At 62.4% G+C, this 26,478-nt stretch carries 29 protein-coding genes and 1 pseudogene; 14 read left to right on the top strand and 16 right to left on the bottom strand.

The genetic code is table 11. The annotated features are described in order from the left end of the window. The first annotated feature begins 319 nt into the window (after positions 1 to 319). Entirely contained in the window at positions 320 to 532 is a 213-nt protein-coding gene (locus tag V6943_RS13110) for a hypothetical protein (RefSeq protein WP_181104997.1), read from the top strand. A gap of 12 nt (positions 533 to 544) precedes the next feature. Here V6943_RS13110 and mdtD read toward each other — a convergent pair whose 3' ends face one another. Then, positions 545 to 1,954, bottom strand: a complete 1,410-nt coding sequence (gene mdtD, locus V6943_RS13105) for a multidrug transporter subunit MdtD (RefSeq protein WP_181104998.1) — start codon at positions 1,952 to 1,954, stop codon at positions 545 to 547. Between the two features lie 312 nt (positions 1,955 to 2,266). Between mdtD and V6943_RS13100 the strand changes: the two genes are divergently transcribed. The 4 genes from V6943_RS13100 (at position 2,267) to V6943_RS13085 (ending at position 5,456) form a co-directional block, all read left to right on the top strand. Then, on the top strand, positions 2,267 to 2,800 hold the full coding sequence (locus tag V6943_RS13100) for an iron transporter (RefSeq protein WP_181105000.1): 534 nt from the start codon (positions 2,267 to 2,269) through the stop codon (positions 2,798 to 2,800). 14 nt (positions 2,801 to 2,814) lie between these two features. Further along, positions 2,815 to 3,147 (top strand): cupredoxin domain-containing protein, encoded by a 333-nt coding sequence (locus V6943_RS13095; RefSeq protein ID WP_131650830.1) that lies wholly within the window; start codon positions 2,815 to 2,817, stop codon positions 3,145 to 3,147. A gap of 78 nt (positions 3,148 to 3,225) precedes the next feature. Next, positions 3,226 to 4,083, top strand: coding sequence for an FTR1 family iron permease (locus V6943_RS13090; protein WP_340553890.1), 858 nt, complete (start codon positions 3,226 to 3,228; stop codon positions 4,081 to 4,083). Further along, positions 4,080 to 5,456, top strand: coding sequence for a 4Fe-4S binding protein (locus V6943_RS13085; RefSeq protein WP_181105006.1), 1,377 nt, complete (start codon positions 4,080 to 4,082; stop codon positions 5,454 to 5,456). Before V6943_RS13090 ends, V6943_RS13085 begins: the two co-directional genes overlap by 4 nt. A gap of 445 nt (positions 5,457 to 5,901) precedes the next feature. Here the strand turns inward: V6943_RS13085 and V6943_RS13075 are convergent, their stop codons facing one another. Beyond that, positions 5,902 to 6,252: a MerR family transcriptional regulator gene (locus V6943_RS13075; protein WP_340553888.1), complete on the bottom strand. Its 351-nt coding sequence runs from the start codon at positions 6,250 to 6,252 to the stop codon at positions 5,902 to 5,904. Between the two features lie 71 nt (positions 6,253 to 6,323). Between V6943_RS13075 and V6943_RS13070 the strand changes: the two genes are divergently transcribed. From V6943_RS13070 to V6943_RS13060, 3 genes and pseudogenes are all read left to right on the top strand, one after another. After that, the gene (locus tag V6943_RS13070) at positions 6,324 to 7,142 is read left to right on the top strand and encodes an aminotransferase class IV family protein (RefSeq protein ID WP_340553887.1); all 819 of its coding nucleotides are present in this window, start codon (positions 6,324 to 6,326) and stop codon (positions 7,140 to 7,142) included. Between the two features lie 31 nt (positions 7,143 to 7,173). Continuing rightward, positions 7,174 to 8,016, top strand: a complete 843-nt coding sequence (locus V6943_RS13065) for an isocitrate lyase/PEP mutase family protein (protein WP_340553885.1) — start codon at positions 7,174 to 7,176, stop codon at positions 8,014 to 8,016. Positions 8,017 to 8,071: 55 nt separating this feature from the next. Further along, positions 8,072 to 8,354 (top strand): annotated as a pseudogene (locus V6943_RS13060) (hypothetical protein); the annotation flags it as partial. A 317-nt stretch (positions 8,355 to 8,671) separates the two neighbouring features. On the opposite strand, the gene V6943_RS13055 reads toward V6943_RS13060, so the two are convergent. From V6943_RS13055 to V6943_RS13045, 3 genes are all read right to left on the bottom strand, one after another. Further along, on the bottom strand, positions 8,672 to 9,367 hold the full coding sequence (locus V6943_RS13055; protein WP_340553884.1) for an anaerobic ribonucleoside-triphosphate reductase activating protein: 696 nt from the start codon (positions 9,365 to 9,367) through the stop codon (positions 8,672 to 8,674). Next, positions 9,364 to 9,528, bottom strand: coding sequence for an anaerobic ribonucleoside-triphosphate reductase (gene nrdD / locus V6943_RS13050; protein ID WP_181105014.1), 165 nt, complete (start codon positions 9,526 to 9,528; stop codon positions 9,364 to 9,366). The genes V6943_RS13055 and nrdD overlap by 4 nt, the downstream gene beginning before the upstream one ends. 152 nt (positions 9,529 to 9,680) lie before the next feature. After that, entirely contained in the window at positions 9,681 to 11,696 is a 2,016-nt protein-coding gene (locus V6943_RS13045; RefSeq protein ID WP_340553881.1) for a ribonucleoside triphosphate reductase, read from the bottom strand. Between the two features lie 232 nt (positions 11,697 to 11,928). Between V6943_RS13045 and V6943_RS13040 the strand changes: the two genes are divergently transcribed. Both V6943_RS13040 and V6943_RS13035 read left to right on the top strand, forming a co-directional pair. After that, entirely contained in the window at positions 11,929 to 12,606 is a 678-nt protein-coding gene (locus V6943_RS13040; RefSeq protein WP_131650839.1) for a Crp/Fnr family transcriptional regulator, read from the top strand. A gap of 96 nt (positions 12,607 to 12,702) precedes the next feature. Next, on the top strand, positions 12,703 to 13,098 hold the full coding sequence (locus tag V6943_RS13035) for a putative zinc-binding protein (RefSeq protein WP_340554699.1): 396 nt from the start codon (positions 12,703 to 12,705) through the stop codon (positions 13,096 to 13,098). Between the two features lie 41 nt (positions 13,099 to 13,139). Here the strand turns inward: V6943_RS13035 and ubiT are convergent, their stop codons facing one another. From ubiT to norR, 5 genes are all read right to left on the bottom strand, one after another. Further along, positions 13,140 to 13,637, bottom strand: coding sequence for a ubiquinone anaerobic biosynthesis accessory factor UbiT (gene ubiT / locus V6943_RS13030; RefSeq protein WP_340553879.1), 498 nt, complete (start codon positions 13,635 to 13,637; stop codon positions 13,140 to 13,142). Then, positions 13,631 to 14,521 carry a U32 family peptidase gene (locus tag V6943_RS13025; protein ID WP_340553877.1) on the bottom strand — a complete coding sequence of 297 codons (891 nt, stop codon included), beginning with the start codon at positions 14,519 to 14,521 and terminating at the stop codon, positions 13,631 to 13,633. Before V6943_RS13025 ends, ubiT begins: the two co-directional genes overlap by 7 nt. A 14-nt stretch (positions 14,522 to 14,535) precedes the next feature. After that, entirely contained in the window at positions 14,536 to 15,531 is a 996-nt protein-coding gene (gene ubiU, locus V6943_RS13020) for a ubiquinone anaerobic biosynthesis protein UbiU (RefSeq protein ID WP_340553876.1), read from the bottom strand. Between the two features lie 473 nt (positions 15,532 to 16,004). Further along, positions 16,005 to 16,214 carry a hypothetical protein gene (locus V6943_RS13015; protein WP_131650843.1) on the bottom strand — a complete coding sequence of 70 codons (210 nt, stop codon included), beginning with the start codon at positions 16,212 to 16,214 and terminating at the stop codon, positions 16,005 to 16,007. Positions 16,215 to 16,336: 122 nt separating this feature from the next. Continuing rightward, positions 16,337 to 17,866, bottom strand: a complete 1,530-nt coding sequence (norR, locus tag V6943_RS13010; protein WP_340553874.1) for a nitric oxide reductase transcriptional regulator NorR — start codon at positions 17,864 to 17,866, stop codon at positions 16,337 to 16,339. A 158-nt stretch (positions 17,867 to 18,024) separates the two neighbouring features. Between norR and ytfE the strand changes: the two genes are divergently transcribed. From ytfE to V6943_RS12990, 4 genes are all read left to right on the top strand, one after another. Beyond that, complete coding sequence (ytfE, locus tag V6943_RS13005) at positions 18,025 to 18,696, top strand: iron-sulfur cluster repair protein YtfE (RefSeq protein ID WP_340553872.1); 672 nt, start codon at positions 18,025 to 18,027, stop codon at positions 18,694 to 18,696. Position 18,697: 1 nt separating this feature from the next. Further along, on the top strand, positions 18,698 to 19,210 hold the full coding sequence (locus V6943_RS13000; protein ID WP_340553871.1) for a DnrO protein: 513 nt from the start codon (positions 18,698 to 18,700) through the stop codon (positions 19,208 to 19,210). A 160-nt stretch (positions 19,211 to 19,370) separates the two neighbouring features. After that, a complete protein-coding gene (locus V6943_RS12995; protein WP_340553869.1) occupies positions 19,371 to 20,054 on the top strand; it encodes a Crp/Fnr family transcriptional regulator in 684 nt (227 codons plus the stop codon). A 123-nt stretch (positions 20,055 to 20,177) separates the two neighbouring features. Continuing rightward, a complete protein-coding gene (locus tag V6943_RS12990; RefSeq protein WP_131650848.1) occupies positions 20,178 to 20,369 on the top strand; it encodes a DnrP protein in 192 nt (63 codons plus the stop codon). Positions 20,370 to 20,516: 147 nt separating this feature from the next. Here V6943_RS12990 and V6943_RS12985 read toward each other — a convergent pair whose 3' ends face one another. The 6 genes from V6943_RS12985 to V6943_RS12960 form a co-directional block, all read right to left on the bottom strand. After that, positions 20,517 to 22,361 carry a nitric oxide reductase activation protein NorD gene (locus V6943_RS12985; protein WP_340553867.1) on the bottom strand — a complete coding sequence of 615 codons (1,845 nt, stop codon included), beginning with the start codon at positions 22,359 to 22,361 and terminating at the stop codon, positions 20,517 to 20,519. A gap of 77 nt (positions 22,362 to 22,438) precedes the next feature. Then, entirely contained in the window at positions 22,439 to 23,866 is a 1,428-nt protein-coding gene (locus V6943_RS12980; RefSeq protein ID WP_181105036.1) for a cbb3-type cytochrome c oxidase subunit I, read from the bottom strand. A 3-nt stretch (positions 23,867 to 23,869) separates the two neighbouring features. Then, on the bottom strand, positions 23,870 to 24,310 hold the full coding sequence (locus V6943_RS12975) for a c-type cytochrome (protein WP_131650851.1): 441 nt from the start codon (positions 24,308 to 24,310) through the stop codon (positions 23,870 to 23,872). 356 nt (positions 24,311 to 24,666) lie between these two features. Then, positions 24,667 to 24,915, bottom strand: a complete 249-nt coding sequence (locus V6943_RS12970; RefSeq protein WP_131650852.1) for a cytochrome C oxidase subunit IV family protein — start codon at positions 24,913 to 24,915, stop codon at positions 24,667 to 24,669. A gap of 10 nt (positions 24,916 to 24,925) precedes the next feature. After that, a complete protein-coding gene (locus V6943_RS12965; RefSeq protein ID WP_340553866.1) occupies positions 24,926 to 25,513 on the bottom strand; it encodes a cytochrome c oxidase subunit 3 in 588 nt (195 codons plus the stop codon). Then, a complete protein-coding gene (locus V6943_RS12960; RefSeq protein WP_340554697.1) occupies positions 25,497 to 26,276 on the bottom strand; it encodes a CbbQ/NirQ/NorQ/GpvN family protein in 780 nt (259 codons plus the stop codon). The genes V6943_RS12965 and V6943_RS12960 overlap by 17 nt, the downstream gene beginning before the upstream one ends. Positions 26,277 to 26,478 lie beyond the last annotated feature (202 nt).

The following is a 26,478-nucleotide window of genomic DNA, read 5'->3' as shown; positions in this document are numbered from 1 at the left end:
AGCCGCGTACCCAGCCTAGAGCACACCGCTGGGCTAGCGCGCTATCCCCAACGCGGTGGGCAACGTCAGTTTTGACGTTCGATTCCGGCGGTACTGGTAGCGCTTGCCGAACGGCGTCTACTGCAATGACAAGCCGTCATTTCTGTTGCTTTGGGGCACACCAAGTATTCAAGATCGGACGCGTAACGAATCAACCGTTCAGCGGATGACAACAGGAAGGCGATGAGTGGGCGCTGTGGTGAAGCCGTTAGCTGTCAGAATGACATCACCGCTGCAATGGCGCAGCCACTGTCCCGAATCGAGCGCGAGCCTGTTGATCATGTCTGCTGAAAAACTCTATACGATCGTCCTGGAACACAGCCTGGAGGTCCTTCTCGAGGCCGCCACGATGGATCAGGTCGAAGCGTTCTGGGATGCCAATGACACCCGTTACTTCGGCCTGCGCATGGAAGACGAAGATAGCCACCACGCGCGGGTGATTGTGACCGACGAGATTCCCGAGGAAGAGGAAGCCGATCTGTGTATCGGTTGATCTGACGCTCGCTCATTCCTCATCGATGAGGCGAGCAGCCATGACCCGCCTGCTGTCGAGCTGAGAGAACAGCGATGCCGCCAGCATCGACATCGTACCGATGCACAGAAACGTCAGATGAAAAGCCCGCAGCACGGCCTCACCATCGGCTCCAGGTACGGTGAAGCCGCCCAGCAGCGCACCCGCCGAAGCGACACCCAAGCTCATCGACAGCTGCACCACCACCGATAGCAGGCTGTTGCCGCTGCTGGCGTTCTGGTTGCTCAACCCGACCAGGGTCACGGTGTTCATGGCGGTGAACTGCATGGAATTGACCATCCCGATCAGGCTCAAGTGCAGCAATAGAAGCACCATCGGAGTGTGCGCATCGATCGTCGCCAGGCTGGCGATCAGCGAGCCCAGCAGCAGCGTGTTGCCGATCAGGATGCGGCGATAACCGAAACGGTCTATCAACGGTTTGGCCAAGGGCTTGATGAACATGGCGCCGAGCGCCAATGGAATCATGAGCATGCCCGCCTGCGCCGGCGAATAGCCCAGCGCCACCTGCAGCAGCAATGGCAGCAGGAACGGCAATGCGCCGCTTCCCAGACGCGCGAACAGGTTGCCGAAAATGCCCACGGCAAAGCTGCGGACGCGGAACAACGCCGGGCTGAACAACGGCTTGTCGACATGTCCGGCACGCAGCCAATAAGCCGTCAGGCAGGCTGCGCCGATCACGATGAGCAGCAGGACGCGTGCATGCGGCATGTGCATGTCGCCAAGCCCTTCGAGCGCGATGGTGATCAGCACCATCGCGCTACCAAAAAGCAGGAAACCGAAGCTGTCGAAGCGTATTCGCTCGGCGCTCTTCAGATCGGGCATGAAGCGAAACGCGGCCATGCAGCCGATCAGGCCGACCGGCAGGTTGATCAGGAAGATCCAGTGCCAGGACGCGTATTCCACCAGCCAGCCGCCGAGAGTCGGGCCGATCAGCGGACCGACCATGCCCGGCAGAGCGATGAACGTCATGACGCGCACGAACTCGCTGCGCGGATAGGCACGCAACACCACCAAACGCCCCACCGGCAGCATCAACGCGCCGCCCATGCCCTGTATCACCCGCGAGATCACCAGCTGGTTGAAGCTGGTGGACATCGCGCAGAGCAGCGAGCCAAGCGTGAACAACAGGATCGCCGAGAAAAATATCCGCCGAGTGCCGAAGCGATCCGCCAACCAGCCCGACGCCGGTATCAACAGTGCCACGGTGAGCATGTAAGCGATAACCACGCCTTGCATGCGCAGCGGATCTTCGGCCAGATCCCGCGCCATAGCCGGCAACGCGGTGTTGAGGATGGTGCCGTCGAGGGTTTGCATGAAGAATGCGATGGCAACCAGCCAAGGCAGTACACGGGCGGTTCGGGCGTCCAGCACAACGGTTTGCATAGGCTCCCCTGATTCGAAAAGCACATGGTAGGCCGCGCCTCGGAGAACTCGCAGAAATTTCCGAGCACGGGGGTCAGCCGGTCTGCGCAATGCCTTCAACGATCGGCCGCAAGGGGTGTGACAACTCAACGCAGCGGGATGCTGCCAGCGCAGGTCAGCCGCGCGCTTGAGCCATCACGGCGGCATAACTATGACGCGCGCCACTCTATACGTAACAAAGTATTTCCTTCAGAATTGACGCGAATCATTATCGTTAAGCCTTGCGGATGCGAGTCTTGCTTCGTCATTCATAACGCTCCTCACGGAGGCTACATGCGTATTCCCGTTACCCTCGCCATCGCATCACTGATGCTGACGCCCCTCGCCCAAGCCAAGGAATACCCCATCGGTGAACCGCAGCAATGCGGCGGTATGGAAGTCGGCGCGGTGTACCTGCAGCCGGTGGAAATGGAGCCGGCCGGCATGATGCGCGCCACAGCCGAATCCGACGTCCATCTGGAAGCCGACATTGCCGCCACCGAAGACAACCGCAACGGCTGGCAGGAAGGCAGCTTCGTGCCCTACCTGAACATCAAATATTCGCTGAGCAAGAAAGGCTCGGCCGAGAAGATCGAAGGCGACTTCCACCCGATGGTGGCCAACGACGGCCCGCATTACGGTGACAACGTCAAGCTGATGGGGCCCGGCAAGTACCAACTGACCTTCACCATCCTGCCGCCGGGCGGTGGTCACACCATGTTCGGTCGCCACGTCGACAAGGAAACCGGCGTCGCGCCCTGGTTCGAACGCTGCGAGCTGAACTACGAGTTCACCTACGCCGGTATCGGCAAGAAAGGCGGCTATTGAGCCGGAGGCCAGCCATGCGACGCGTCCTGTTGCACCTGCTGCCCCTGTTCGTCGTCGGCTTTGCCGGCGGCGCCCACGCCGGCCTGCCCACCTACGAGCTGACCATCCGCGACGGCCATTTCGAGCCGGCGACCCTTGAGGTGCCGGCCCGGCAGCGTTTCAAGATCATCATCAACAATGCCGGCAGCGGCCCGACCGAATTCGAGAGCACGCCGCTGCGGGTGGAAAAGGTTCTCTCGGCCGGCGTCACCTCGTTCGTCGTGATTCACCCGCTGAAACCGGGCCGTTACCCGTTCTTCGACGAGTTCCACATGGATCTTCCCGAAGGGGAAATCATCGCCAAGTAGTCCCTGTGGTCTGCACGGCCAGGGTCTCGATCGCGACAGACCGACCCCGCCATCAGGCCACCCAACAGGAGAAGCGCCATGGGCCAATCCATGTTCATCGTCTGGCGCGAAAGCGTCGAGGCCCTGCTGGTCATCGGCATTCTGCATGCCTGGGTGAGCCAGCAACCGGATAATCGCCATGCGTTGCGCATGCTATGGGGTGGCGTGGCCGCCGGGCTCGGCCTGGCGACGCTGCTGGCCTGGGGCATTCTCAGGGCCGGCGACTGGCTGGCCGGTCCGGCGGGCGAATGGTTCCAGTGCGCCATGCTGCTGGCGGCCAGCCTACTGATCCTGCAGATGGTCGGCTGGATGCACCATCACGGACGCGACCTCAAGCGCAGCCTCATCGAAGGCGCCAGCGCTCACCTGAGCCAGGGCAGCGGTATCGGTCTGCTGGTGCTGGCGATGCTCGCCGTGGCCCGTGAAGGGAGCGAGACGGTGGTGTTTCTCTATGGCATCGGCCATCAGCAGCAAGGCACGGATCTGGCGAGCTTCGTCCTCGGCGGCGTGCTCGGCTTCATCCTCGCGCTGCTCAGCTACGCCGCATTGCAAGCCGGCAGCCGGCTGTTTTCCTGGAAGCATTTCTTCAAAGTCAGCGAAGCCCTGTTGCTGCTGCTGGGTGCGGCCCTGCTCATGGCCGGGCTCGACCGTTTCAGCGGCCAGTTGATGGGCATGGATATACCGGAAGTGTTCTACAGCGTCTTTGGCGATCCGCTCTGGGACACCTCCGCCCTGCTCGATGACGGCGGCACCCTAGGCAGCACCGTCGCGGGGCTGACTGGCTACCGCGCCATGCCGTCACTGGCGGCCGTGGTGCTGATGGGGTTGTACTGGCTGGCCGTCTGGGCCTGGTTGCGACCGAAACCGGAGGCTCGTCTGGAGGCCCGCACCGCATGATCACCAACGCTCCCTGGCTGGCGCGCATCGGCGATTTGCTGCGCCAGCATGCCCAGGCCATCCGCCTGATCCAATGGCTGGTGGTCGGCTTTTATCTGGTCCTGCTGCTGGTGCCTGCCGCTCTTTCGCTGCCGCCTTCCGAGGCGCGCATGCTCGACAACATCACGGTGTTCGCCCAGTTCCTGTTCTGGGGGCTGTGGTGGCCTTTCGTGCTGCTGTCGATGGTGTTCTTCGGTCGTCTCTGGTGCGGCGTGCTCTGCCCGGAAGGCTCGCTCAGCGAATGGATCAGCTGGCGCGGACTGAACAAGGGCACGCCACGCTGGATACGCTGGAGCGGCTGGCCAACCGTCGCGTTCATTCTGACCACCGTCTACGGCCAGCTGATCAGCGTGTATGACTATGGCCGGGCCGCGGCGCTGATTCTCGGCGGTTCGACCGTGGCGGCGATGCTGGTTGGCTACCTTTATGGAAGAGGCAAGCGAATCTGGTGCAAGCATCTATGCCCGGTAAGCGGTGTGTTCAACTTGCTGGCGCGCCTTGCGCCGGTCCACTACAAGGTGGACGAGGAACGCTGGCAGGCCAATCAGGCGCCGCACCTGCCTACCCCCAACTGCGCGCCGCTGATCGACATCCGCCGCATGCAGGGCAACAGCGACTGCCACGCCTGCGGTCGATGCAGCGGTCAACGCGGTGCCGTCGCGCTGAGCGCACGTTCGCCCAACGAGGAAATCCTCATCGTCGGCGAGCGGCCGCAGCAGGGTCATTGGGACAGTACCTTGCTGTTATTCGGCATGATCGGGCTGGCGATGGGCGCGTTCCAGTGGACGGTCAGTCCCTGGTTCATCACGCTCAAGCAGACCGCCGCCGAATGGCTGGTCGACCGCGACATCTTCTGGCCGCTCGAAGCCAACGCGCCCTGGTGGCTGCTGACGCATTACCCGCAGGCCAACGATGCCTTCAGCTGGCTCGATGGCGCGGCGATCCTCACCTACATTGGCGCCAGTTCGCTGCTGATCGGCGGTGCGCTCTGGTTGTTGCTGCGTGGCGCGGTACGGCTTATGAACCGGGGCGATAACCTGTTCCACCACCTGGCGCTGACATTGACGCCCCTGGGCGGCGCCGGACTGTTTCTCGGCCTCTCGGCGACGACCATCAAGCTGCTGCGCTATGAAGGTTTCATCCTCGCCTGGGCGCAGCCAACCCGCGCATTGCTTCTGGCCGGTGCCATCGCTTGGAGCCTGTATCTGGCCTGGCAGGTCATCAGCCGTCACGGCGCCAACGGCCTGCGCCGCCTGACCGCCTTTGCCTGCGTGAGCCTGGGCACCGCGGTCGTCGGCTATGGCTGGTATCTACAGTTTTGGGGCTGGAACTGAGCTCGGCGCGGGCCTGTGCGCCCTGGCATAGAAGGGTGGGCTGAAACGGAACGCCGCCCGGCCCACCCTACTTCGCGGCTACGTGCTCACCTGTAGGGTGGGCTTCAGCCCACCGATGCCACAACGGTTAGATCTCCTGCTCACCTTCGCAAAACGAAGGACATGGAAGATCGCGGTAACGGGTGGGTTCGTCATTTCTGGTCAGCCAAAACGAACTGGCCTTCTCCAAGGAAGCCGGCGAGCAGTTCTACCTGCATGGGGTGTTTCAGTTTAAGAGAGGCCACGCCTGTGTATGCTCAGCGGCGATATGAGCCAGCACGTGCGTCTGAAGCTGACGGACTATCGGGCGAGTTTTCGGCGGAGCGGTGAAGTGAGGTAGACGTTGAGAGTCGAGCGACTGCACTCGTCCAGCGGCGGATATTAGGAAGACACGCATGTTCGGATGTCATGACTCAACGTCACGCAGAAATTTCTCGAGCACCTTGCGGGTTTGCATCAGCTTGTTGGCCTTCTGGTCGATGAGATCTAATTGGTCACGTAGCGTTGTGCGCAGCTCATCGCATGGTTCGAAGACCAGACTCTCCTCTCGCAGGCAAGGCGCGAACTGCCTGATCGTCGCAAGCGTCATCCCTGCAGAGCCCAGAAGCTTGATCCGCTCAACCGTTTGCTCGTCAACCGGACCGTATTCGCGAAATCCGCCTTCCGTGCGGTGGGGCTTGAGAAGGCCATGCGCTTCGTAATAGCGAAGCATTCGAATACTCACGTTGCTACGCCTGGATAGTTCACCAATCTTCATAGGCCCTTGACTCTAACAGCGCTGTCAGGTTTTAGAGTGCGTGCTCCGAATCAAACCGCAGGAGCAACGCAATGTCTGTCCAAGCCGCTACTTACCCGACACTCATCAACGGTGCGCCAGCAACTGCTGATGACATGATGCCTCTGGCTTTCTCAGGGTTTGCGCATTTTACCGCCATGCAAGTCCGAAACCGGAAGGTCAAGGGGCTGGATCTACATATGATCCGCCTGAAGCAGGCTACGCTCAGGTTGTTTGGCATGGAGCTGCCCGATGAGCATGTGCTTCGGAGTATCCGCCTTGCGATTGCAAATGGCCCGGCGGATCAGTCGCTCACCGTCACGGTTTACTCTCCAGAAGGGGAGTTCACCGCCAAGAGCATGGAGGCGGACCCCGCGATTCTTGTGCGCACAGGCCTGCCGTTCAACGGCCCGTCAGGCCCGGTGCGCCTTGGCATCGTGGAGCATGAAAGGTTTCTCCCATCTATCAAACACGTCGGCGAGGGAGCGAAAACCTATTACTTGCACCGGGCTGTCGAGCAGGGCTTCGATGACGCCGCGTTTACCGATCGGCACGGCAAGTTAAGTGAGGCGACGATCTGGAATCTTGTTTTTTGGGATGGTCGCTCCGTCGTTTGGCCCAAAGCGCAAATATTGACAGGGACCATGATGGGAATAGTTCAGCGCCAGTTAACCCGCCTTGATGTTCCGCAGCGTCATGAAGAAATCAAACCCGCCGATGTGGCGAATTTTTCAGGGGCTGCAATTATGAATTCTTGGACACCCGGGGTAGCGGTTACGGCTATTGGACCCAGCGCCATCGAAGAATCGAAGCCGTTCATGGATTTGCTTCACAACGCTTACCAGGCTGAACCAGCATTCGTTGTTCCCTGACCCAGCCGCATGGCAACGAAAGGTAGTTCTTATGATCGTCCCAACTGTATCCGCAAAGCGCGATTCGTTTTGGAAGCTGCATGAGTCCGGATGCTTCGTGCTGCCCAATCCCTGGGATGCCGGCAGCGCGCAGCTGCTTGCAGGCATGGGATTCAAGGCATTGGCGACGACGAGTTCCGGCCACGCCTGGTCCTGCGCGAAGCCGGACGGATATATGAAGCGCGATGCCGTTCTGGAACACGTACGGAGCATGGTGCAGGCCACTCATCTGCCAATCAATGCGGACTTCGAAAGCGGGTTCGGCGAAGCACCCAGCGACGTTTTCGAAAGCGTACAGCTCGTCGTGGCAACCGGGGTGGCCGGTTTCTCAATCGAAGACTCAACGGGCGATACGCGGGCACCACTCCGGGATATTCAAGAGGCGGTGGAGCGCATCCGCGCGGCACGCAAGGCAATTGATGAAAGCGGCACCAACACGCTTTTGGTCGCTCGTGCGGAAAACTTCTTCGTGGGGCGCCCCAATCTTCCGGACACGATCAGACGTCTGCAAGCCTATGCCGAAGCGGGTGCCGACTGCCTGTATGCGCCTGGGATCAGAACCCGCGATGAGATTGCGACTGTCGTCTCGGCCGTGGCGCCAAAACCCGTCAACATGCTGATTGGTTGGAATAGTGAACTAACGGTGAGCGAGCTATCGGACCTGGGAGTCAGACGAATCAGCGTTGGCGGAGCTTTGGCACGCGCGGCATGGAATGGCTTTCATAACGCAGCTCAGGCTCTGGCAAATGGCCGGTTCGATGCTTTTCCAGGCTCACCAACGGCCGCGGCACTCAATCAGGTTTTCCTTGGCGCTGCTCCGACGAATACACGATGACACCCGATTGCTCATCGTCGGCGAGCAGCCGCAGCAGGGTCATTGGGTCAGTACGCTGCTGTTCGGCATGATCGGGCTGGCGATGGGCGCGTTCCAGTGGACGGTCAGCCCCTGGTTCGTCACGCACCCTACGGGCCTCATCCACCGAAGAGGCCCTGACTCGCCCGCGCAATACGGATGCTGGCCGGCGCTGTCACCTAGAGCCTCTCCTGGCATGGCAGGTCATCAGCCGCCACGGCGCCAACGGCCTGCGCCGACTGACCGCCTTTGCCAGCGTAGGTCTGGGCACCGCAGTCGTCGGCTATGGTTGGTATCTGCAGTTCTGGGGCTGGAGCTGAGTACGGAGCCGGCCTCTCACTGCGGCTGCGTCATCACCGTAGAGTGGGCCGGGCGGCACTCCGCTTCAGCCCACCGATGCCACAACGGTACGGCTGACAAAAAGCAGAAAGACGGCAAGGCGAAAACAGTTTTTCTGTCACTCGGATGGCGGACGGCTGTCGACATGGTGGGCTGAAGCCCACCCTACTTTGCTGAAGATTGGTTCAAGCCCTCGTAGGGTGCGCTCCGCGCACCGGGCACCTCGTACAAGCTCTTCGGCTGGTCGTCATCCGTAGGGTGGGCTTCAGCCCACCGATGCCGCAACGGTCAGATCTCGTCACCCTCGCAAGACAAACGTCGGAAACAGCTGCCCCATGCGATCCCAGAGTTTCTGCTGGTCGTACGGCGCGCAGCTTTCGGCGAGTGTCTCGTCGAGCATCCTGGCGGTGCGTACGCATTGCACGGCGAAGCGCTCGACACCCAGATAGCGCAGGCGCTGCGCCATATCCCAAAGGCGTTCGGCATCCAGCAACTGCCAATGGACGGTCGTGCGGCATTCATGGGCGACGCCGCTTTTCAACAACGCCTCCAAACTCTTCCAGTTAGCAGCGCCGCTGCCTTCGATACCCGTGATCAGCGTGCTGTGTTCCGGCAGCGCCTTGATGTCGAAACCCACCCAGTCCACCAGCGGCAACACCTGACGAAACAGCTTCGGCTTGATGCCGGCGCTGTGCAGGCCGATCTTGAAGCCCATCTCCCGCACCTGGGCAATGGCGTCGGGCAATGCCAGCTGCAGCGTCGGCTCGCCACCGCTGAAGACAACCGCCTCGAGCAGGCCGGCGCGCTGCTCCAGGAAGCCGATAATTTCCTCCCAGGAGTTTTCCTGCGCGCCGCAGGCGGGGATCAGCTGCGGGTTGTGACAATAGCGACAGCGCCAACCGCAGCCCTGGCAGAACAGTACGCAGGCCAGATGATCGGGAAAATCCAGAGTGGTCAGGGGGACCAGCCCCCCGACCCGCAGGCTTGCCGTCACGCCGCGGCTACCCGGGCGGCCGCCTCGGTGAAATGCTGACGCTCATGATGCTCGGACTGCTTGCCGGGATTGAACGCAGTAACCGGGCGGTGATAACCCATGACACGGGTCCAGACTTCGCAGCGCTGGCGTTGGGCTTCGGGCAGTTGGGTGGCTTTCATGTGTCGCTCCTTTTTCTAACGGATGGGTGAAACGTTGCTCGTTCCTCACGCTCTACGTGGAAACGCTGATCACGCGGAGCGTCCTGCTGCAGGCTCCCACGCAGGAGCGTAGAAACCCTCTTTGAGGGACGCCCCGCCTTGCTCCTACACATTCACGCCGTGCAGCCGCAATCCGCCGACGCGTTGGCCAGCAGCACCTCGTCGCACTTGGGACAGAACTCATGCTCGCCGCTCAGGTAGCCGTGCACCGGGCAGATGGAGAATGTCGGGGTAATCGTGAGATAAGGCAGACGGAAACGCCCAAGCGCCTTGCGCACCAGGTTCTTGCAGGCCTGGGCGGATGAAATCTGTTCGGCCATGTACAGATGCAACACGGTGCCGCCGGTGTACTTGGTCTGCAGTTCGTCCTGCAGTTGCAGCGCCTCGAACGGATCGTCGGTGAAGCCCACCGGCAGCTGCGAGGAATTGGTGTAATACGGCGCCTCGGCCGTGCCGGCCTGGAGGATGTTCGGAAAGCGCTTGCGGTCTTCCTTGGCGAATCGGTAGGTAGTGCCTTCCGCCGGTGTCGCCTCCAGGTTGTAGAGGTGGCCGGTTTCTTCCTGGAAGCGCACCAGTACCGCCCGCACACGGTCCAGCAGCTCGATGGCCAGGGCACGGCCGGCCGGCGTTTGCAGGCCTTCGGCGTCTTCAGCGAAGTTGCGCACCATCTCGTGCAGCCCGTTCACGCCGATGGTGGAGAAGTGATTGCGCAGCGTGCCCAGGTAGCGCTTGGTATAGGGATAGAGCCCGGCATCCATGTGATGCTGGATGACCTTGCGCTTGACCTCGAGGCTTTCCTTGGCCATTTCCAGCAGCGCATCGAGGTGTTCGTACAAGCCGCGGCGATCGCCCTGATGCAGGTAGCCCAGGCGCGCGCAGTTGATGGTCACCACGCCGAGCGAGCCGGTCTGCTCTGCGGAGCCGAACAGCCCGCCGCCACGTTTGAGCAGCTCGCGCACGTCAAGCTGCAGGCGGCAGCACATGGAACGCACCTGGTTGGGCTGCATGTCCGAGTTGAGGAAGTTCTGGAAGTACGGCAAGCCGTAGCGCGCCGTCATCTCGAACAGGCGGTCGGCGTTTTCGCTGTCCCAGGGAAAGCCGTGGGTGATGTTGTAGGTCGGGATCGGGAAGGTGAACACCCGGCCCAGACCGTCGCCGGCCTGCATGACCTCTATGTAGGCGCGGTTGATCAGCTCCATCTCGGCCTGCAGGTCGCCATAGGCGAAGGGCATTTCCTCACCGCCGATATAGGGAACCTGCTCGCGCAGATCCTCCGGGCAGACCCAATCGAAGGTCAGGTTGGTGAAGGGCGTCTGCGTACCCCAGCGCGACGGCACGTTGAGGTTGTAGATGAACTCCTGGATGGCCTGGCGAATCTCGCCGTAGCTCAGGTTGTCCTTGCGCACGAAAGGCGCCAGATAGGTATCGAAGGAGCTGAACGCCTGTGCGCCAGCCCACTCGTTCTGCAGCGTGCCGAGGAAATTGACCATCTGCCCCAGCGCGCTGGACAGATGCTTCGGCGGCCCCGCCTCGACCCGACCGGGAATACCGTTGAAACCCTCGTTGAGCAGGGTGCGCAGCGACCAGCCGGCGCAGTAGCCGGCAAGCATGTCGAGGTCGTGGATGTGCAGGTCGCCCTCGCGATGTGCGGTGCCGATCTCGGGACTGTAAACCTCGTCCAGCCAGTAGTTGGCGGTGACCTTGCCGGACACGTTGAGAATCAGCCCACCCAGCGAATAGCCCTGGTTGGCATTGGCGCGCACCCGCCAGTCCTCGCGGGAGAGGTACTCGTTCATCGAGGAGGCGACATCGACGATGGCCTTGCGGTCGCGCCGCAGACGCCCATGCCGCTCGCGATAGACGATGTACGCGCGCGCCGTGGCGTAATGCCCCGCTTCCATCAGCACGTGCTCGACGGCGTCCTGCGCCTGTTCCACTTCCACCACGCGCTGCGGCAATCGCGCCAGCACCTCGGCGGCCAGCAGCCGCGCAGTGGCCTGATCGAACTCACCAGTGGCGAGACCCGCCGCCGCGATCGCCGCACCGATCTTGTCCAGTTCGAACGTCACCAGCCGCCCGTCACGCTTGCGTAGCGAGACGGGGCGATTCTTCTCGTCAACCCCAGGCATTACGCCTCCACACCATATCTAGTTAAAAACAAAGACGTGAATACAAGATGATGTGGAATGTAGAGGCTTGGGGTCAGAAGCGAATTGACCGTCGTCAATTCGCCCAAGCTGTTTTCGAAAGCCGAGGGATCGCTCCCGGCTGGGGATCTTGTCCGTGATCAAGGAAGGTCCATTACCCGGACTCATAGGATGCAACCTCTAACAACCCCAGACGCGTGCCGGTGGAGGAACCATGCTCAGCGAAACGACACTTGTTGCGGAGCTTCGCCGCCACCACTTGTTCAGCCGCCTACCCGAGGCGGCTCTGCAGGAGGTTTGTGCTTCGGCCAATCTCAAGCGGCTGCCGGCCGGCGTCTCGCTGTTTCACCAGGGCGACAAGGCCGAGCGCTTCTACTTTCTGTTCAGTGGTCAGGTGAAGCTGCATCGCGTGGTGTGCGATGGCCAGGAAAAGCTGGTGGAAGTCATCCGCGGCGGTGAATCCTTCGCCGAAGCGCTGCTGTTCACCGGCACGCCGAACTACCCGGTCAGTGCCACGGCGCTCAAGGCCAGCCTGGTCGCCAGCCTGCACGGCCAGCATTACCGCCGCATGCTGGAAGAACACCCCAGCATCTGCCTCGACATCCTCGCCACCCTGAGCATCCGCCTGCACCAGCGCATGAACGAGATCGACACCCTGACGCTGGCTAATGCCAGCCATCGCGTGGTGCGCTTTCTCTACCAGTCGCAGGAAGATGACAGCGGCGTCGTCACGCTCGACGTGCCCAAGCGCCTGATCGCATCCAAGCTGGGCATCCAGCCGGAAACCTTTTCGCGCATCCTGCACCGCTTGATCGAGTCGGGAATGATCAGCGTGCAGCGCCGGCGCATCGAGATTCTCGACAGCCAGGGCCTGGCCGCCTATCAAGAGTGACCTGCGACCGATCGCCTCAGCTTCTTGATGATCGTCAAAGGCGCCAGCCGCCCCGGCCGCGATACTGACAATCGTCTTACCGAACTGGAGAACGCCATGTCGACGCCGCCACTTCCACTGGTCTATTCCTGCTCGGGCTGTTCCAACGTGGCGCAGCTGGCCAACACCCTCGCGGTGCGCCTCGACCGTGCCGGGCTGGCTGAGATGTCATGCATTGCCGGTGTCGGCGGGCGGGTCAGTTCGCTGGTCAACAAGGCCAACTCGGGCCGACCGATTCTGGCCATCGACGGCTGCCCGCTGCACTGCGCGCGCGCCTGTCTGGCGCAGCACGACGTTATCGCCGATGTGCATATCACCCTCAGCAGCTACGGCCTGCGCAAGCGCTATCGTGAAGACTGCTCCGAGTCAGAAGCCGATGCGCTGTTCGAGGACATGTGCAACATCATCGCCAGCGACCGCATGAAGCCGCGGCCACGGTTGTACTCGGTCTAGCCATTCCCCACCTCTGCGCCGCTGCAGGAGCGGCGCAGTACTCAGCAGAAGCCCGCAGGCTGCGCCCGACCCGCCTGTGCCACTTCTTCTCCGGCACCCTGCAGAATTTTCCACAGCCAGGGCGGCAGCATGTCCGGGTCCTGGCTGTCGATCAGGTTCTTGATCGCCAGCCCCAGCTCGGTATCGCCCTCGATCACCAGCCGGCGGCGGAAGAACAGCGTGTCCGGATCTTCCTGACGGCTGGCCAGCAGCAAGAACTCCCGCCAGTTGCCGCGAATGGTGACCTGCACCGGCGCCTGTTCGGCGATGCGCAGCTTCTGTCGGTCGCAGGTCAGGCACCAGGCCAGCTTGAGGTCGACGACCTCCAGACGCATCCAGTGACCTTCCAGCGCTTCGAAGGCGCCCTCGGCCAGCGGCTCGGCGAAGACCTGGTTGAGGCTGCGTTCCAGTGCCAAGCGCTGCAGCAGAAATGGCGTGCGTGCGGCCAGCGGCAGTAGGTGCTCGCCCAGTTTCAACAGGTGCGCGCGCGGCTTCAGCATAGTCCGGCCTCCTCTGCGCGCAGCATCCCTGGCTGGCCGTGCCAGTAGCCATTGCAGCCGTCGACGGCCAACGGTGGCAGCCCACCCTTGCGCACCGCATCGAAGGCCGTGATCACCTCGGTCATACCCGAAGCACGCGGGCTCAGACGCAACAGGTCAGCGCCGCTTTCCACCAATGCCGGATAGTCCGCCAGTAGATTGCTGACCGACGCCGACATGGTCTGGATACCGTTGATGGTGAACAGCGCCTCGCCCTCCTGGCTCAGCAAGGGAATGCCTTCGGGGTAGTTCTGGCAGCAGAACTGGCAGTCATCCTTCGGCCGGTTTTCCGCGCGGGCGGTGAAGCAGCGCGCCGAGTAGGCCAGCGGAAGATGGCCGTAGGCGAAGATTTCGATTTCCGGAACCGGCACGTCGAGCTGCGCCAGCTGCGCGCGCGCAGCCCTGATCATCGCCCCGGAGATTTCCACCGGCGGCACCCAGCGTTGCATGCCGCTCCTGACCAGCTCGGCCAGGGCATGGCCGTTGTAGAGATTCAATGCCGGACCACCGACAAAAGGCAGGCGTTTCTCGGAGAGGTAATGCACGGCGCCCAAGTCGTTGGCCTCCACCAGCAGCTCGCCGTTATCGCAGAGCCGGCGCAGGCTGGACAGCTCGGATGCCGCCTCGACCAGCGTCAGGCCGGACAGCACCAGTTGCGCCGTTGATTGCTGCGCCAGCTCGCGCGCCAGCCCGATCCAGTCGTCCAGCCCCATGTCGCGGCGCTTGGAGCAGACGGTCTCGCCCAGGTAGATGACATCCAGCGTCGCGCTGGCCATATCGGCATAAAATTCCAGCGTGCGCTGGCGATCCCAGTAAAACAGCACGGGGCCGAGGCTGAGTTTCATGGTTGGCTCCTCGTTCATTGCCAGGCCCGGTGGTAGGCGCCGAGCGTCGTTTGCGAACCCTCGGACAAGCCATCGAGCACCTCGCGCCAGCCCGGCTGGACGGCATAACGCTGCGGCGCCTGTAGATAGGCATCCAGTGCCGCACGCCAGACGCGAGTCACCTGTTCGACATAGGCCGGGCTGCGCTGGCGGCCTTCGATTTTCATCGCGGTGACACCGATGCTGGCCAGCTCCGGAATCAGGTCGAGGGTGTTCAGGCTGGTGGGCTCTTCCAGCGCGTGGAAGCGCTCGCCGTTGACCATGAAGCGGCCCTTGCACAGCGTCGGGTAGCCGGCCGATTCGCCTTCGGCGTAGCGATCGATGAGGACGTTGTTCAGGCGCGAGGTCAGCCCTTCGGGCTCCTCGCTCCAGCGCACCGCCTTGGCTGGCGAGCAGACCCCGCACAGGTTCGGCGACTCGCCGGTGAGGTAGGAGGACAGATGGCAGCGTCCTTCGGCCATGATGCACAGACTGCCGAAGGCGAAGACCTCGATCGGCACCGGGCTGCTGGCCGCGACCTGCTTGACCTGCTTGAGCGACAAAACCCGTGGCAGTACGGCGCGCTTGATGTTGTAGCGCTGTTGGTAAAAGGCCAGCGCCGCCGCGTTGGTCGCCGAGCCCTGAACCGAGAGATGCAGGTTGAGCTGCGGATGGCGCTTGGCGGCATAGCCCAGCACGCCGGGGTCGGCGGCGATCAGCGCATCGACGCCCATGTCAGCGGCCTGGTCCACCGCGCGCTGCCAGCGCGACCAGCCCTCCGGCTGGGCATAGGTGTTGACGGCGACGTAGAGCTGGCGGCGCTTTTCGCGGATCAGCTGCAGACCCTTGTCGAGCTGCTTCTCATCCAGATTGAGTCCGGCGAAATGGCGGGCGTTGGTGTCGTCTCGAAAACCGACATAGATGGCATCGGCGCCCTGCTGGACGGCGGCCTTCAGCGCGGGCAGGCTTCCTGCCGGGCAGACCAGGTGCATGGCAACTCCTAGACATTCGGATACATGCGCGCCGTGCCGGCGGCAACGGCGCCCGTCCAGGGAGGACGGAAAGCCGGCAGTCTAGGTAGACGACCGAAGGTCGGCATTGATGAAGGTCAAGGTAGCCGCGGCGCGGCAGTGCGGATGATTCGTCGACATATTGAGCGCCACCGGTGGGCTAAAGCCCACCCTACAAGGCTGTCGAGACATGCGCTTCGTAGGCGGAATTTATTCCGCCGTTACACCGCCGGTGGGCTAAAGCCCACCCTACAAAGGCAACGTCAAGCTTCCAACTCGTAGGGTGGGCCGGGTGGCGTTCCGCTTCAGCCCACCAGTGAGCTATGGCGCATCTGTAGCTCTAAAGGTAGGGACTTCAGCCCTGCATGGCGGGTTGCACTCACCCTACGGCTGACCGTAGGAGCGGGCGTGATCAGGGCGCAAGTGCAAGAGCACGACCGTCCAGCCTCGGGCCTCTATATTCCCTCGTCGCCTTCGAACTCCTCCGTGGCGCGCGCGACCATTTGCCGCCAGGCACCCGATTCTTCGGCCAACAACCGCATGGCCTGGAGGCTGGCGATGAAGGCCTGTTGATAATGCTGCGGGTTGTTCTCGCTGGCTGCACGTTCCGCATGGGCCAGGGCCTCGGTCAGCAACGCGTCGAACTGGTCATGGTCCAGGGCCATGGAAATCTCCTCAATGGGTAATGGTCTGGAGCTTAGACCACCAGGCAATCGGGACGACTCGCGCCGATTGGCGGCACGCGTCCGACGCGTGCGCAGCCCTTGGTCCAACCCGTGCCCGGCGGCTACTTCAGTTTCAGTCGCCTTGCCAGCTTGTGCAGGTTGCTGGAATCGACATCGAGCAACCGAGCCGCCTGCGCCCAGTTCTCGCCGCTGGCTTCCAGTGCTCGCACGATCGCCTGGCGCTGGGCGTTATCGACCGCTTCGCGCAGCGAGACGATTTCGGCTTCCGTTGGCGCCGGTTGAGCTTCGGCAACTGGCGCAAGCGAGGCGGAGTTGGTGCTGTCCAGATCGAGCAGGTCGGGCTCCAGCGTGAGAATTTCGCTGCGCGAGGCGCCACGACTTAGTAGCCGCAGCGCCGCGCGGCTGATCACGTGCTCCAGTTCACGCACGTTGCCCGGCCAGGCATAGCCCAGCAGCGCGCGTTCCGCGGCCGGAGACAGACGCATGCTGCGCAGGCCCAGCCGCGCGCGATTCAGTTCGAGGAAGTAACCGGCCAGGATCAGCACATCGTTGCCGCGCTCGCGCAGGGGCGGAATCGGCGCCGGATAGACCGACAAGCGATGATAGAGGTCGGCGCGGAAGTGCCCGTCACGCACGCTCTCGCGCAGGTTGCGGTTGGTCGCGGCGATGATCCGCACATCGACCTGACGCGGCTTGTCGGCGCCGAGCCGCTGAATCTCACCATTCTGCAAGGTGCGCAACAGCTTGGCCTGAACGATCAGCGGCAATTCGCCCACTTCGTCGAGCAGCAAAGTCCCGCCGTTGGCTGCGTCGAAACGTCCAGGACGATCGGTGGTCGCACCGGAAAACGCGCCTTTTACATGGCCGAACAGCTCGCTTTCGGCCAGCGATTCGGGCAATGCCGCGCAATTGACCAGCACCAGCGGCTTGTTCCGACGCCGCGAATGGCGATGCAACCAGCGGGCGAACAGCTCCTTGCCGACGCCGGTCTCGCCCAGCAGCAACACCGGCAGTTCGGAGTCGGCGACCACTTCCAGCTCGCGCAGCAACTCGGCGATCACCTGGCTCTGCCCGAGAATTTCACCGTCGCCCGGCACCTGGGTGGTTTCCAGCACATCGCTACGGGACAGGCGCAGACCGCGATTCTCGTGCTCCAGCCGAGTGATGCGGATCGCCGCCTCAATCACTAGGGTGTAACGCTGCAGGTCACGCCGCGCCTCATCATCAAAGGTGCCGGCGTGCAGCGCATCGAGGGTCAGCGCGCCCCACAGCTTGCCTTCCACGAACAGGCTGACACCCATGCAGTCGTGCACTGGCAAGGGTTCGCCGACATGCTCGTCGAGCAGGCCATCGTAGGGGTCGGGTAATCGACTGTCGGGTTCGAACCAAGCGGGTTCGCGCTGCGAAAGAATGGCGGCGAGCCGCGGATGCTGGGCTACGACGAAGCGCCGGCCAAGGGCCTCCTGCACCAGCCCCACCGCCGCCAGCGGACGCAGCGTGTCCTCGTCGAGGCGCAGCAACACCACCGCGCCACAGCGAAAGCGCTCATGCAGCGTATGCACCAGTCGTTGCAGGCGAACGGCGTTCGGCAATTCGGTAACGAGGTCGGCCAGCAGCGCTTCTTCCATCATGGTTACAAATACCCTCAAGGTTTTTTAAACCGTAAACCGCTCAGGTCATTTTCACCAGCACGGATTTTTTCAACTTAAAAATCAATGAGTTGCGTCATGGCACAAGGCTTGCGCTAGTCCCGTCAACCTAATCCAGCCAACCCACACGGAACATCGCCATGACGACTGCGCTTACCGAGCAAACCCTGGGCACCTTGGCCTGCCTCATTCCTGGCGCCACGCGCGTGTTTCGCCAGTACAAGCTGGATTTCTGCTGCGGCGGCAATACCCCACTGCGCGACGCAGCCCAGCAGCGCAGCCTTGATGCAGAGGCGATTGCCGGCGAACTCGCCGCACTGCAAAGCGCTCCGACAGCCGAGCCGGATTGGCGGAGCGAGCCGGCCAGCACCCTCATCGATCATGTCCTCGAACGCTTCCATGAGCGCCATCGCGAACAGTTTCCCGAATTGATTCGGCTGGCCAACCGCGTCGAGCAGGTGCATGGCAACAAGGCCGACTGCCCGATCGGCCTGGCCGAGCACCTGTGGACCATGCAGCAGGAACTCGAAAGCCACATGCTCAAGGAAGAGCAGATCCTCTTTCCGATGCTGCGACGCAATATCCAGTTGCCGCAAACCCAGGGCCCGATCGCCGTGATGCGCTACGAGCACGATCAGCACGGTGCCGCCCTGGAGCGCCTGGCCGAGCTGACCCACGACATCACCCTGCCGGCGAACGCCTGCAACACCTGGTGTGCGCTCTATCGCGGGCTGGAGGAGCTACGCAACGACCTGATGCAGCACATCCATCTGGAAAACAACATCCTGTTCGTCAACGCAGCGGCGCACTGATATGAAAGCAGTTATCCAACCTTTGGCATGGGGCGTGGCGATGGCGTCGATGCTGGCACTGGCCAGCGGCGTGGCACTCGATCTGGTCGTCGACAGCGCACAAGCCGCTGCTCCCAACCATCACGGCCATGACGGGCACTCAGCGGCGGCACCGTCCATCAACGATCAGCAATGGCCGACCGACGCCGCCTTGCGCAAAGGCATGACGCAGCTGCGTGAAGCGGTGAATGTCGCACTGCCGGACGGTTCGGCATCCATCGACGCGCGGGCGGCGAAGCAGCTGCAGACGGCGGTTGAAGACAACGTCTCCTTCCTGATCGCCCACTGCGAGCTGACCGAGCAAGCCGATGCCGCCCTGCATGGTCTACTGGCCGATTTGCTCAAGGGCGCCAAGGCGCTGGCCGAACCTGCCGAGCAGGAGCAGGGCGCGCAGCTCGTTCTGGCTACGCTGCACCGCTACCCCGACGTGTTCGCCGCGCCGCATTGGAGCGAATCGACAACAGCCGATCATTGAAACGATCCGATGCAGCGCCAGCGCCATTCAACCTGGCACAGGCCTGCATCAATACTCGAGCCAAACGGCTGCGCTAGGCTCAGTACCGAATCAGCGCCGCGTTACCACCTCAAGCAGGCAGGTTGCGGATGGCCAACTATTAGAAAACAGGATGCCTTGCATGGTGCTTCATCGCGTACACAACCAGATTCTCCGTAGCCACCACCTGTTCGAACCGCTGAACGATCAGCAGATGGACGAGCTCATGAGCGCCAGCCAGCTGCTCAATCTCGACAAGGGCGACAACCTCTTTCATCAGGGCGAACCGGCTCACTCGTTCTACTTCGTGATTTCCGGCGCGATCAAGATCTACCGCCTGACCCCGGACGGCCAGGAGAAGGTCTTCGAGGTGATCGGCAATCGCCAGACCTTTGCCGAAGCGATGATGCTGATGGACACGCCCAACTACGTCGCCTCGGCCCAGGCCGTTTGCCCGAGCCAGGTCTATCGGTTCTCCAACACGGCCTACATGCGCCTGCTGGAGGCGAACCAGAAGCTGTCCTTCGCCCTGCTCGGCAAGCTGAGCGTGCGGCTGCATCAGCGCATCAACGAGATTGAAACGCTGTCACTGAAGAACGCCACCCACCGCGTGGTGCGCTACCTGATGACCCAGCTGGCGCGGCTGAAGGGCGACGGCAACAGCTTCGAGCTGCCGATGGCCAAGCAGCTGATCGCCGGCCACCTGTCGATCCAGCCGGAAACCTTTTCACGGATCATTCGCCGCCTGATCGACGAAGGGATCATCACCCAGGACGGCCGTCAGATCACCATTCTCGCCCCCCAGCGTCTCGAACAGTTCGAGTGATCGGAGGCTGCGCTCGGCGCCGTTCAGCCCAGCGCCAGCGGCTTTGACAGGCGGTTGATTGCGGTCAACCTCAATCGACCGCCACGCGTGGCAAGCTGGACCCGACGTAACGAGGACACCGCCATGCCCCTGTGCCTGTACTGCCAGCAGCCCAACCCACCGAAAGAAGCCGAGTGCAGCCACTGCGGCATGCCCCTCCCCGCCCACGCCGATACCGCTGGCGAACGGCGCCAACGCAAGTTTTTCTGGTTTTGTATCGGACTCACCGTATTCTGCGCAGCGATGATCGTCTGGTTGCCGCGGCATCTTTTCTAGCGGCCGGAAGCGGGGATGGTGGGCTGAAGCGGAGCGCCGCCCGTTGAACAGGCTGGTGGGCTGAAGCCCACCCTACGGGACCACTCCGCACGATCCGGTAGGGTGGGCTTTAGCCCACCAATTCCACGCAACACTTCCAGCTCTCTATCACCCCTTCGTCAACTGCTTGTACAGCTGCGGCAGGCGGAACGGCAGTTGTTGCGGTTCTTTGATCAGGGTGTAGCCGTTGGCGCCGAACATGTAGGGCAGGTAATCGCCGGCCTCCTGGTCGATGGTGATACAAAACGGCAGCAGGCCTTGGCGCCGGGCTTCGAGCACCGCTTCTCGGGTGTCTTCGACGCCGTAGCGGCCTTCGTACAGGTCAAGGTCGTTGGGCTTGCCATCGGTCACCAGCAACAGCAGCTTGCGCCGCTGCTTGCAGTTGCCGAGCAGCTCGGTGGCCTGGCGGATCGCCGCGCCCATTCGAGTGTAATAGCCGGGCTTGAGCGCCTGGATGCGACCGCGCGTTTCATCGTCATAACGCTGGCGGAAGCTTTTCAATTCCTGCATGCGCACCTGCTGGCGGCGTAGCGAGGAGAAGCCGTACAGCGCGAACTCATCGCCGACCGCCGACAGCGCTTCGCCGAACAACAACAAGCTGTCGGTGATGACATCGATCACCTTGTGCTCGTCATCCAGGTGCGCGTCGGTGGACATCGACAAATCCGCCAACAGCAGACAGGCCAGGTCCCGCCGATTCTGCCGCTGTTCCATGAATAGCCCACGCTCGGCGCACTGGCCATGCTGGCGCTCGACGTGGAAATCCAGCCAGGCCTGCATGTCCAGCTCGGAACCCTGCGGCTGGCCGCGCAGCCACTGCCGATCGTTACGCAGGTGCTCGAATTGCCGTCGCAGCTTGCGCGCCAGCGGGCTCAGCCGCAGCGGCAGGCCCTTGGGTTCGGAGCCGCGCGGCAGCATCATCTGCAGGCTGACGAAATCCTCCTGCAGGCGCTGCTTGCGATAGTCCCACTCCGGCAGCTTGATGCCTTCGCCCAGCGGAATGTCGTCCACATCCGACGGCGGCAAATCGAGGTGCAGCTTGAGACCACCGCCCTTGCGCATGCGCTGGCGAGACATGGCGATTTCATCGAGGTCCTCGGCGACGCGCGAGGCATCCTCGTTTTCGCTGTCGTCGCCCTGGCGGTCCAGCTCGACGTGCTCGGACCAGCTGAACAGATTCTCCAGGCGGAACAACATCAAACCGCCCTTGCCGGTCGTTTCCTCGACCCGCTTGGCGCGTTTGCGCATGCCGTTCTGCTCAGTGGGTGGGGCTTGCAGGGTGTTGTCCTGATCCTCTTCGGCCAGCTCGGTGGCTTGCGGCACACCAAGGTTTTCTGCCGGGTACAGCCACATTGGCAGCGGCCAGGGTGCCACTTCGCTGCGTGGAAACTGCTCGACACTGCCCGGCTCGCGCAGCGCCTGGCACAGCGCGCGCTCCAGCGCGGCTTCGGCGCGCGGCAGCGTGGCCGGATCGGGACGCAGCTGAAGATGTGCCTCGACCAACCGCTCGTAGCGTGGCCGCATGGCAGGGAAGCGCTGGAGAATCGATTGGGTCCAGCGCTGGTTGTCACGCGCCCAATGGCGCATCTCGCCCGCCTGCGCTGCGAGCAGCGCCAGCCAGCGATAGAGATCCTGATTGAGTGAAACTTCCGGATAGACCGCAAGGCGTTGCGGCAGGCGCAGATTGCTCGCGTCGCACCAGGCGACCGGCAGTTGCTTGCAGGTGCCGGCGACCTGTTGCAGCAGATTGCGGCGCAGCATCATGTCGCGCGCATTGGCCGCTTCGACACCGATACCGCTGGCGCCGCCCATGGCACGGAACAGCACCGACAGTGGCCGCTGCATGCTCTCCAGCTCGACGCACGCCTCGGGAAAATCGGGACTGGCGCGGCGGGTGATGAAACGGTGCCAGACGCTGCCGACCCACTCTTCGACTTCGATGGTAAAGGCCATTGCGATCTCCGTAGCGCAGTTCGAAAACGAAGACGGCCCGCTGGGTCAGCCGGGCCGTCGTTCATCGTGCGTCAGTCTCAGGCTGCAGCGACTGCTGCAGGTACGTCGGCGGTAACCCGGCCACGCTGCCTGAAGCTGTACAGGTAGCAGACCAGCCCGACCAGGAAGAACACCCCGGCGATCAACCGCAGCCAGAAGAAGATGGCCAGTTGGTCGGCGGTATTCATGAAGGACATCGCCGCGCCGTCAGCCGGGATGCGTTGCAGCCAGACCTGCACCACGCCAGCGGCGGTGAGGAACAGGGTGATGGCAACCATGGAGATGGTCATCAGCCAGAAGCCCCAGATCTCGATGCGCTGAGCCCGCGCATCCGGCGCTTCACCCAGGCCACGCAGACGCGGCATGGCGTAGCTGATCATGGTCATCACGATCATCGCGTAGGCACCGTAAAAGGCCAGGTGGCCGTGGGCTGCGGTCAACTGCGAACCGTGGGTGTAGTAGTTCACCGGAGCCAGGGTGTGCAGGAAGCCCCACACGCCAGCACCGAAGAACGCAGTCACGGTCGTACCGATGGCCCAGAGCGATGCGGCCTTGTTCGGATGTTGCCGGCGACGACGGTTCACCATGTTCAGCGAGAACAGCACCATGGCGAAGAACGGCAGCGGTTCAAGGGCCGAGAAGATCGAACCCAGCCACAACCAGACCTCGGGCGCACCAATCCAGAAGAAGTGGTGACCGGTGCCGATGATGCCGGTGATCAAGGCCATGGCGATGATCACGTAGAGCCACTTCTCGATCACTTCACGGTCGACGCCGGTGATCTTGATCAGGACGAAGGCCAGCATCGAACCCATGATCAGTTCCCACACGCCTTCGACCCAAAGGTGCACCACGAACCACCAGTAGTACTTGTCGCGCGCCAGGTTTTCCGGGTTGTAGAAGGAGAACAGGAAGAACACCGCCAGGCCGATCAGACCGGTCATCATCACCGTGCTGATCACGGTCTTGCGACCCTTGAGCAGGGTCATGCCGACGTTATAGAGGAAGCCCAGGGCCACCACCACGATGCCGATCTTGGTGATTGTCGGCTGCTCCAGGAACTCGCGACCCATGGTCGGCAGCAGGTGGTTCTTGGTCATTTCCGCCAGTCCGGCGTAAGGCACGAACAGGTAGCCGAGAATCGTCAGCACACCAGCGGCTGCAAACACCCAGAACAGGATGATCGCCAGTTTCGGGCTATGCAGCTCGCGATCCGCTTCCTCGGGGATGAGGTAGTAGGCCGCGCCCATGAAGCCGAACAGCAGCCAGACAATCAGCAGGTTGGTGTGAACCATCCGCGCCACGTTGAATGGCAACAGTGGGAACAGGAAGTCACCGACGACGTACTGCAGGCCCATGATCAGGCCGAACAGGATCTGCCCGACGAACAGGATCAGCGCAAACACGAAGTAGGGTTTGGCGACCGCTTGCGATTGGAATTTGAGATGCGGATTCATGATGCTCATCTCTCAGCCCTCCTTGTTTGGCGGCCAGTTGTTGGTATCGATCTTCGAGGTCCACTTGAGGAACTCCGCCAGATCATCGACTTCCTGTTCGCTCAGGTTGAATTGCGGCATCGCCCGGCGTCCTGGCGCGCCCAGCGGCTGCGCTTTCATCCAGGCACTCAGGAAAGGCTTGAAGGCCGCATCTTCACCGCGACGGACGAAGACGTTACCCAGCTCCGGCGCGAAGTAGGCGCCTTCACCAAGCAGGCTGTGGCAGCCGATGCAGTTGTTGTTTTCCCAGACTTCCTTGCCGCGCACGACCGCCTCGGTCAATTCCGACGCATTCGTTCGTTCTGGAAAGGTCTGCTCTGTGTGATAGGTCAGGCCGAGAAATACCAGGAAGAAGAACACGCTTCCCCCGAAGTAGATATTCCTGGCCATCCCCTTGGTGAAGGTCTCGGACATGGTCGCCTCCTCATGGCTTGGCGTGGCCAGTTTAAGAAGGGAGCTATCGAAACCTGCTTGATGGCAATCAAGAAAAAGACCAAACGTTTTAGTCGGGTTTATGGGAAGGCATGCCGGGCGGCGTCCCACGCCAGCATTTGAGAACACCATGCGTCACGGCGCTGGATGTGCAGGACTCTTAAAGCAGACGCGGAGCGTCCAGAGCAACGCGCCGACGCGGGGCATTGAGAGCGATCAAGATTGTTGATATCGGTGGGCTGAAGCCCACCCTACATTGGCGGGCGCGGAACGCTACAGTCCGTAGGGTGGGCTTCAGCCCACCAGAACACGAGCCCCAACACCCAGCCTGACCCAACTCAAACCAGCGTCAGGATCACCCCAGCCGCCATCACCAGCGGCCAGCCGAGCATCAGCAAGCGCCACATCATCGGCGCATGGCACATTTCCATGAAGCGCTCGGTAATCACCCAGCCCTTCACCAGCGCGATGACCAGCACCGCCGCGGCGAGCAGCAGGGTCGAGCCGGAACTGCCCAGCGCCACCGTCGCCGTGGACAGCGCGGCCAGGACCAGCCAGCAGACAATCAACACCTTCGAAGCAGACATCACGACCTCGTCAGTTGATCACGTAGACCAGCGGGAACAGCACCACCCAGACCACATCCACCATGTGCCAATAGAGCACCCCGGACTCCAGCCCGGCGCAGTCACGCGCGGTGTAGGTCTGACGACGGCAGCGCTCGGCCATCCAGCCGAGAATGACCATCCCCAGCAACACGTGCAGGAAATGAAAGCCGGTGAGAATCCAGTACAGCGTGAAAAAGGTACTGTGCTCGAGCCCCAGGCCCAGCCCTGAAAGGTGGCTGTACTCGTTGAGCTTGAGCACCACGTAGACGCAGGACGTCACCAGCGCCGCCAATAGCAATCCGGCTGCGCGACGTGGCCGATCCAGACGCACCTGCTCCACCGCCAGCGCCGCCAGCAAACCGGAGGTCAGCAGACTCAGCGTCAGCACCAACCCGATGGAACTGTCCAGCGCCGCGCGGCTTTCGCGGAACGTCTCGGCGTTCAGTAACTGGGTAACGGCGAACGCCAGGATCAGGATGGCGAAGACCGTCAGCTCGGCGAGGATGAAGAACCACATCGCCAGATCGCCCGGCAACCGGCGGTTCGTCAGCGCGAGGCGTTCATGCGAAGTGGACATCGACCACATCCATCAGGGCGGCTACGGTTTGCGGATCATCGGAAAGCGGCTCGGCGAGGCACGCCATGCAGGCCTCGCGCGGGCTCATGCCGGAACGGATCATGCGGGCGGTGAAGATCAGCAGCCGGGTCGAGGCGACCTCTTCCAGATCATGCTGTTCGAGGCGACGCAGCGCCTGCCCGAGCTTGACCACCTGCGCAGCCAGCGCGGCATCTACTTGAGCCTCGTTGGCGACGATGCGCTGCTCCTCGGCGGCTGGCGGGTAATCGAAACGTATGGCGACGAAGCGCTGCCGGGTGCTGGGCTTCATACCTTTAAGCAGGTTCTGGTAGCCGGGGTTGTAGCTGACCACCAGCATGAAGCCCGGCGGCGCCTTGAGCGCTTCGCCGGTGCGTTCGATGAACAGCTCGCGGCGATCATCGGCCAAAGGGTGCAGCACCACGGCGGTGTCCTGCCGCGCTTCCACCACTTCATCGAGATAGCAGATGCCGCCTTCACGCACCGCACGGGTCAGCGGGCCGTCCTGCCACCAGGTGCCCTGCGCACCGATGAGATGGCGGCCGACCAGATCGGCGGCGGACAGGTCGTCGTGACAGGCCACGGTGTACAGCGGCAGGTTCAGACGATGTGCCATGTACTGCACGAAACGGGTCTTGCCGCAGCCGGTCGGCCCCTTGATCAGCACCGGCATTCCATGGCGCCAGGCCTGCTCGAAAAGCACTTCTTCGTTACCCAGCGATTGATAGAACGGCGCGTCAGCAATGCCGACAAGGTTTTCGGGCGCGTTCATTGGCAATACCTCACTGCAGCAGTTGGTTATTCATCTAAGTCCAAACTACCCGCCACGCCCTGCCCCCTCAAGCCATCCGCCGGCGAAGCTTGATTACGGTCAAGCCCGAATCGAAATGGGCGCCGAGCCGGCACGCGACGCCGAACTGCAAGCCCGATCTCCCCGCGACACGACG

This window comes from Pseudomonas sp. CBC3, from assembly GCF_037967085.1.
Classification (GTDB): domain Bacteria; phylum Pseudomonadota; class Gammaproteobacteria; order Pseudomonadales; family Pseudomonadaceae; genus Stutzerimonas.
Note: the sequence above shows the minus strand (reverse complement) of the source record. Positions and strands in the feature narration are given on the sequence as shown.

What these genes read in the sequence shown, in the direction of transcription:
- V6943_RS13110 (WP_181104997.1), top strand. Translation starts at nt 320, where the DNA reads ATGTCTGCTGAAAAACTCTATACGATCGTCCTGGAACACAGCCTGGAG.
- mdtD (WP_181104998.1), bottom strand. Translation starts at nt 1,954, where the DNA reads ATGCAAACCGTTGTGCTGGACGCCCGAACCGCCCGTGTACTGCCTTGG.
- V6943_RS13100 (WP_181105000.1), top strand. Translation starts at nt 2,267, where the DNA reads ATGCGTATTCCCGTTACCCTCGCCATCGCATCACTGATGCTGACGCCC.
- V6943_RS13095 (WP_131650830.1), top strand. Translation starts at nt 2,815, where the DNA reads ATGCGACGCGTCCTGTTGCACCTGCTGCCCCTGTTCGTCGTCGGCTTT.
- V6943_RS13090 (WP_340553890.1), top strand. Translation starts at nt 3,226, where the DNA reads ATGGGCCAATCCATGTTCATCGTCTGGCGCGAAAGCGTCGAGGCCCTG.
- V6943_RS13085 (WP_181105006.1), top strand. Translation starts at nt 4,080, where the DNA reads ATGATCACCAACGCTCCCTGGCTGGCGCGCATCGGCGATTTGCTGCGC.
- V6943_RS13075 (WP_340553888.1), bottom strand. Translation starts at nt 6,252, where the DNA reads ATGAAGATTGGTGAACTATCCAGGCGTAGCAACGTGAGTATTCGAATG.
- V6943_RS13070 (WP_340553887.1), top strand. Translation starts at nt 6,324, where the DNA reads ATGTCTGTCCAAGCCGCTACTTACCCGACACTCATCAACGGTGCGCCA.
- V6943_RS13065 (WP_340553885.1), top strand. Translation starts at nt 7,174, where the DNA reads ATGATCGTCCCAACTGTATCCGCAAAGCGCGATTCGTTTTGGAAGCTG.
- nrdD (WP_181105014.1), bottom strand. Translation starts at nt 9,528, where the DNA reads ATGAAAGCCACCCAACTGCCCGAAGCCCAACGCCAGCGCTGCGAAGTC.
- V6943_RS13045 (WP_340553881.1), bottom strand. Translation starts at nt 11,696, where the DNA reads ATGCCTGGGGTTGACGAGAAGAATCGCCCCGTCTCGCTACGCAAGCGT.
- V6943_RS13040 (WP_131650839.1), top strand. Translation starts at nt 11,929, where the DNA reads ATGCTCAGCGAAACGACACTTGTTGCGGAGCTTCGCCGCCACCACTTG.
- V6943_RS13035 (WP_340554699.1), top strand. Translation starts at nt 12,703, where the DNA reads ATGTCGACGCCGCCACTTCCACTGGTCTATTCCTGCTCGGGCTGTTCC.
- ubiT (WP_340553879.1), bottom strand. Translation starts at nt 13,637, where the DNA reads ATGCTGAAGCCGCGCGCGCACCTGTTGAAACTGGGCGAGCACCTACTG.
- V6943_RS13025 (WP_340553877.1), bottom strand. Translation starts at nt 14,521, where the DNA reads ATGAAACTCAGCCTCGGCCCCGTGCTGTTTTACTGGGATCGCCAGCGC.
- ubiU (WP_340553876.1), bottom strand. Translation starts at nt 15,531, where the DNA reads ATGCACCTGGTCTGCCCGGCAGGAAGCCTGCCCGCGCTGAAGGCCGCC.
- V6943_RS13015 (WP_131650843.1), bottom strand. Translation starts at nt 16,214, where the DNA reads ATGGCCCTGGACCATGACCAGTTCGACGCGTTGCTGACCGAGGCCCTG.
- norR (WP_340553874.1), bottom strand. Translation starts at nt 17,866, where the DNA reads ATGATGGAAGAAGCGCTGCTGGCCGACCTCGTTACCGAATTGCCGAAC.
- ytfE (WP_340553872.1), top strand. Translation starts at nt 18,025, where the DNA reads ATGACGACTGCGCTTACCGAGCAAACCCTGGGCACCTTGGCCTGCCTC.
- V6943_RS13000 (WP_340553871.1), top strand. Translation starts at nt 18,698, where the DNA reads ATGAAAGCAGTTATCCAACCTTTGGCATGGGGCGTGGCGATGGCGTCG.
- V6943_RS12995 (WP_340553869.1), top strand. Translation starts at nt 19,371, where the DNA reads ATGGTGCTTCATCGCGTACACAACCAGATTCTCCGTAGCCACCACCTG.
- V6943_RS12990 (WP_131650848.1), top strand. Translation starts at nt 20,178, where the DNA reads ATGCCCCTGTGCCTGTACTGCCAGCAGCCCAACCCACCGAAAGAAGCC.
- V6943_RS12985 (WP_340553867.1), bottom strand. Translation starts at nt 22,361, where the DNA reads ATGGCCTTTACCATCGAAGTCGAAGAGTGGGTCGGCAGCGTCTGGCAC.
- V6943_RS12980 (WP_181105036.1), bottom strand. Translation starts at nt 23,866, where the DNA reads ATGAGCATCATGAATCCGCATCTCAAATTCCAATCGCAAGCGGTCGCC.
- V6943_RS12975 (WP_131650851.1), bottom strand. Translation starts at nt 24,310, where the DNA reads ATGTCCGAGACCTTCACCAAGGGGATGGCCAGGAATATCTACTTCGGG.
- V6943_RS12970 (WP_131650852.1), bottom strand. Translation starts at nt 24,915, where the DNA reads ATGTCTGCTTCGAAGGTGTTGATTGTCTGCTGGCTGGTCCTGGCCGCG.
- V6943_RS12965 (WP_340553866.1), bottom strand. Translation starts at nt 25,513, where the DNA reads ATGTCCACTTCGCATGAACGCCTCGCGCTGACGAACCGCCGGTTGCCG.